Annotated in this window: 6 protein-coding genes; 2 read left to right on the plus strand and 4 right to left on the minus strand. The window is 63.0% G+C overall.

What is annotated here, in order from left to right:
- Window positions 1-74: 74 nt before the first annotated feature.
- From MKK60_RS00030 to MKK60_RS00040, 3 genes are all read right to left on the minus strand, one after another.
- On the minus strand, window positions 75-548 hold the full coding sequence (locus tag MKK60_RS00030; RefSeq protein ID WP_243983391.1) for a PAS domain S-box protein: 474 nt from the start codon (window positions 546-548) through the stop codon (window positions 75-77).
- 404 nt (window positions 549-952) lie between these two features.
- The gene (locus MKK60_RS00035) at window positions 953-1,180 is read right to left on the minus strand and encodes a hypothetical protein (RefSeq protein WP_243983392.1); all 228 of its coding nucleotides are present in this window, start codon (window positions 1,178-1,180) and stop codon (window positions 953-955) included.
- A gap of 203 nt (window positions 1,181-1,383) precedes the next feature.
- Entirely contained in the window at window positions 1,384-1,587 is a 204-nt protein-coding gene (locus MKK60_RS00040) for a hypothetical protein (protein WP_243983393.1), read from the minus strand.
- 198 nt (window positions 1,588-1,785) lie between these two features.
- Here MKK60_RS00040 and MKK60_RS00045 point away from each other — a divergent pair, with 198 nt between their 5' ends.
- Window positions 1,786-2,022: a DUF2171 domain-containing protein gene (locus tag MKK60_RS00045; RefSeq protein ID WP_243983394.1), complete on the plus strand. Its 237-nt coding sequence runs from the start codon at window positions 1,786-1,788 to the stop codon at window positions 2,020-2,022.
- A 161-nt stretch (window positions 2,023-2,183) separates the two neighbouring features.
- Here MKK60_RS00045 and MKK60_RS00050 read toward each other — a convergent pair whose 3' ends face one another.
- Complete coding sequence (locus MKK60_RS00050) at window positions 2,184-2,612, minus strand: hypothetical protein (RefSeq protein ID WP_243983395.1); 429 nt, start codon at window positions 2,610-2,612, stop codon at window positions 2,184-2,186.
- 447 nt (window positions 2,613-3,059) lie between these two features.
- On the opposite strand from MKK60_RS00050, the gene MKK60_RS00055 reads away from it, so the two are divergent.
- Window positions 3,060-3,488, plus strand: a complete 429-nt coding sequence (locus MKK60_RS00055) for a hypothetical protein (RefSeq protein ID WP_243983396.1) — start codon at window positions 3,060-3,062, stop codon at window positions 3,486-3,488.
- Window positions 3,489-3,930 lie beyond the last annotated feature (442 nt).

Here is a 3,930-nt window from a genome sequence, read left to right on the forward strand (position 1 = left end):
CGGCCCCGGAGGTGTTCATGCCAGCCTTCTCCGCTTGGCCGGCTGCGCTTGCCAGACCAGCTCCGCCGGCCAAGCTACCCGTGGCGGAGCGGCCCACCGTGCACTAACTCTACCCTTGGACCACCTCGTGGGGGCCGATCATCGTCCCGAAGCGTCAGTACCGCCCCGATCTGCTGGCCATCCACCCCACGAAGCGGTTGAGCGTTGCCGATGGCCAGCACTTCGACACCATCTGGTCGGACGATCCGCCATCGCGCCTCCCGAACCGTCTCCCCGCGCACCGCGCGCGCCAGCGGCAAATCAAGCGGTGGATACGGTCGCCCATCCTCGGTGAAGAGGCGATAGGTGTCGCTGTAGGCATCCGGCTCGACATCGAGGCGAGCGACACCGTGGATGGCAGCGGCAGCCCCGTTCACCATCGTGATCCTGCCCACCGCATCGGTAACGATCACGCCCTCGGCGAGCTGATTGAGGATGATGGCCTGCGTCGTAGCGGCAGTCTCAGTTTGGTCCGCTGGGTCGATCGGGAACCGGGGGGAAAGCTGCATTTGGACCAGCGTGCCGAGTTAGTATCTGCCCGGCGAGACCACAGGCAGGCGATCGCGATCCAGGAACTCCAGGGTTCGGGTCGAACGATACACCTGCCACACTGTAAGAGAGGTAAAATGCCCGTCACCCCTCCGCGGTGGGTATCGCCCCGCTCAACTCTTCTGCCAACCGCTGCACAGCGGTTGAACAGCTGCTACACGGCAGGTCTCTCGACGCATGTGCGCCGGCGGTGGTCGCGAACGTCGTCAGATAGCCCGGCACAGAGAGCACGCGACGACAGGTCGGTGCGGGCCAGTTCCCTGCGCCGTACCCGTGAAGCCTCGGGCCGGGTGATCGCGTGAAGGTCGGATGCAGCGGGGAACAGGAACCGCAGGCGCCGGCTTATGGCCTGTCCTTCACCTTCCTATTGAAGCCGGTGCGGATCGGCGTTTGCCCTGATCCAGCGCGGCGAGAGGATGTCGCCGTCCTCAGTGATGATCCAGGGCTGTGCGTCGTCAGCCTGGATGCTTTCGGCCGCAGCCACAAGGGCTTCGCGCAGTGTGGAGAACGCCTGCCCGCGTGCAGTATGAGCCGGCCCGCTGGACGGCCAGACAGTCAGCTCAGCACGCTTGTCGAGGTCGGCGAGTACCATGCACATGCTCCGGTTCATCGCAGAAGCAGAGATGTCTACCGCTACACCATGATCGGCATGTGGCGATCTCGCTACTGAACCGTTTCGCAGGAAACTCGGCGTTCCGATGGCCGACAAGGCAAGTGGGCGCGACCTACCCACTAGCTCATGTGCGATGCTGTTGCCCGCTCCTGCGGAAGCAGAAGCGGGCTTTCTCTACGGTGCTACTCGGCCGCTTCGGCTCCTGCGTCGTCGGCGTCGAGGATGCCATCGAGGTCGCCCACGAGCGCGTCGAGCTGCTCGGACGTAGAGCGGATCTTGAACTTCGTCCCGTCCTCCGCCTCAACCGCGATTTCCACGTGGTCACTCACCTTGGCAGCAAGCGCCTGCTTTAAAACGTAGGTTGTCACGTCTGCCTTGTCGGCCATGCCAGCTACTTGACGTTCGCCGCGGGCAACGCCCAGCTGTCGGATTGGTTGGCGCGGCAGAACCTCACGCCGAGGTAGGCTTCTCCCGAGCTACCCGGTTCCTCCACAGACCGAAAAATATCGTGGGGACCTCATCACGGGGAGGTGCGTTGGCCGGCGAGTTGACGACCAATCGCGGTTGCTTTGAGGAACGCAGTCATGATCGACACCACGATGATCCAGGAACACATGCCGGTCTCCGGCTCCGACGGCGGTCACGTTGGCACGGTCGATCATCTCGATGGGCAGCGCATCAAACTGACCCGAACCGACCCGGATGCGGAAGGCGTGCATCACTTCATCCACGTCGACTCGATCGACGCCGTCGAGAACGGTGAGGTGCGGTTGAACAGGACCGCTGCCGAAGCCAAGGACGAGTGGGGTACCGCGGAGTAGGCCTAGAGAACGCCATGCGGGAGGGGGGGACGCCCTCTCCCAATCTCACAAGTTGTCCGGCCCCCTGCCTGATTCAGGCTATGCCTACCCGCCCTGATTGGCCCAGGATGATAACGCCCTTCCCAATCAGCGGCTGACCCTTAACCCGCCTACTCCCTGCGTTACTCCGTATCAGCAGCTGACCAGTCCGGGAGAACCGGCAACGCGTTCAAGTTGCGCCAGACATTGCGAATAGCCGGCTCGATCCGACGCAGCATAAGGTACCTGTCGAGGTCGTCGCCGACACTCGGGACCATTTTGTTGAACGTCACACCTGCCTGCGCTTCGTCAAAGCCTGCGTCGCTGAGGAGATCCACCACGGTCTTCCGAAGGTAGGCCTGCAGCGCTTCGTCTTTCGATTTCCGGTACTGCATCAGCAGCAGGAACAGCCCGATACGAGCGATGTCGTCCCGGCGCGGGGCATTCCTGCCCTGGCGCTTGGCGTTGGAGGCTGCATGCGAGGCAGCATGACGCTCGTTGCGCTGGATCTCGTACTTCGAGAGCGGGACGGGCGTGATGGCGGTGGTGTCGGTGGTGGTCGCGAGCGGCATCAGCGTGGCTCCGGTGGTTGGAGCCCCTACGATCCGGCCGCGGCATGAAAGTCGAAATGGCCTAAGCAGTCAGCGGTCGAAAATTATTTTCGTCAGCCGCTGACTGGATCGGATCGCGCCTTGCCCTGTCAGCCCGTGTGCGCACGACATCAGCCCGAGGTCGGCTCGTAAGAGCATGAGGGGCGTACCGGCCGAAAGGCAGGAAGCGGCCCTGCTCGGGGGGGCAAGCAGGACCGCCATAGCGGATCGGGGGGATCTGCTGGCTACTAATGCGGCGCGGACCACAATGCAGCATCAAGGTTGCCGAAGGATGACCTTCAGGTCTAGGTCGCGACACCGCGAGCTGAGCGAACCGCTCAAGCTCGTCTGTTGCGTGCCCGACATGGCACGAGAGATGGTTTGCCGCTATGCTCAAAGGGCTACCTGCCCCACTCCGAGGATCGCAAGATGCCGATCCGGCCCGAGCACCGCTACTTCTACCCGATCGACTGGCGTGAGCTGTCGGCCATGGTCTGGTTCCGGCGCGCCGGAAGTGCCTGCGAGGCCTGCGGACGGCCGCACGGGCGCATGGTCTACCATCTTGGCGACGGGCGCTGGTGGGACGCCGAGATCAGCGCCTGGCGAGATGGAAGGGGCAAGAGCCTCGCCGAGCTGCCTACCTTGGACGACCTGACTGGAAGGCTGCGAACGACACGGGTGGTGCTTGCGACGGCCCATATGGACCACGATACGGCCAACAACGCGAATGCGAACCTCGCCGCCTTTTGCCAGCGGTGCCACGTGAACCACGATCGGCCCGAGCATCAGCGGCGGCGATGGCGAACGCTGTTCCGCCGCAAGGCGCTGGGGGATCTGTTTGGGGGCTATCCGCCATGACGGGAGTCGGGCAGATGCCAGAAATCATCGACCCCTGCGCCTAACCCGCCGCGCAGCCTCGATCTCAGTACCAAAGCGCCCCGCGCACCAGACTGGCGGCGGGGCAAAGTTGGTTCGGGAGGAGACGCACAGCGGGTAATCTCAGGTCATAACCCGTGAGCGATCGAAACGACCTGAGCAAAGCCGCTACGACGCTCCTACGAGACAGATACCCGAAACGTGCGCCCTCAAATTTGATCGAATTATTGTCGAATACCCCAGAAACTCAAATTTGTTATTAAATTTACTACGTCTAATTCATTCTTTTGATAATATGAGAGGCGTTGGCCTATGCGACGTTCTGTCGTCGTCGCTGCCGGTCGGCAACTTCGGCAACGCCCGCGCCGGCGGAATTTTCCCCCGATCGGCTGGCGCGGGCGCCAAATGCTGGAGGGCACGCAAT

It is taken from the genome of Methylobacterium sp. J-092 (assembly GCF_022829325.1).
Lineage (GTDB): Bacteria > Pseudomonadota > Alphaproteobacteria > Rhizobiales > Beijerinckiaceae > Methylobacterium.

Excerpts from the sequence above, each read along its gene's own strand:
- MKK60_RS00030 (WP_243983391.1), bottom strand. The coding sequence starts at position 548 with ATGCAGCTTTCCCCCCGGTTCCCGATCGACCCAGCGGACCAAACTGAG.
- MKK60_RS00035 (WP_243983392.1), bottom strand. The coding sequence starts at position 1,180 with ATGGTACTCGCCGACCTCGACAAGCGTGCTGAGCTGACTGTCTGGCCG.
- MKK60_RS00040 (WP_243983393.1), bottom strand. The coding sequence starts at position 1,587 with ATGGCCGACAAGGCAGACGTGACAACCTACGTTTTAAAGCAGGCGCTT.
- MKK60_RS00045 (WP_243983394.1), top strand. The coding sequence starts at position 1,786 with ATGATCGACACCACGATGATCCAGGAACACATGCCGGTCTCCGGCTCC.
- MKK60_RS00050 (WP_243983395.1), bottom strand. The coding sequence starts at position 2,612 with ATGCCGCTCGCGACCACCACCGACACCACCGCCATCACGCCCGTCCCG.
- MKK60_RS00055 (WP_243983396.1), top strand. The coding sequence starts at position 3,060 with ATGCCGATCCGGCCCGAGCACCGCTACTTCTACCCGATCGACTGGCGT.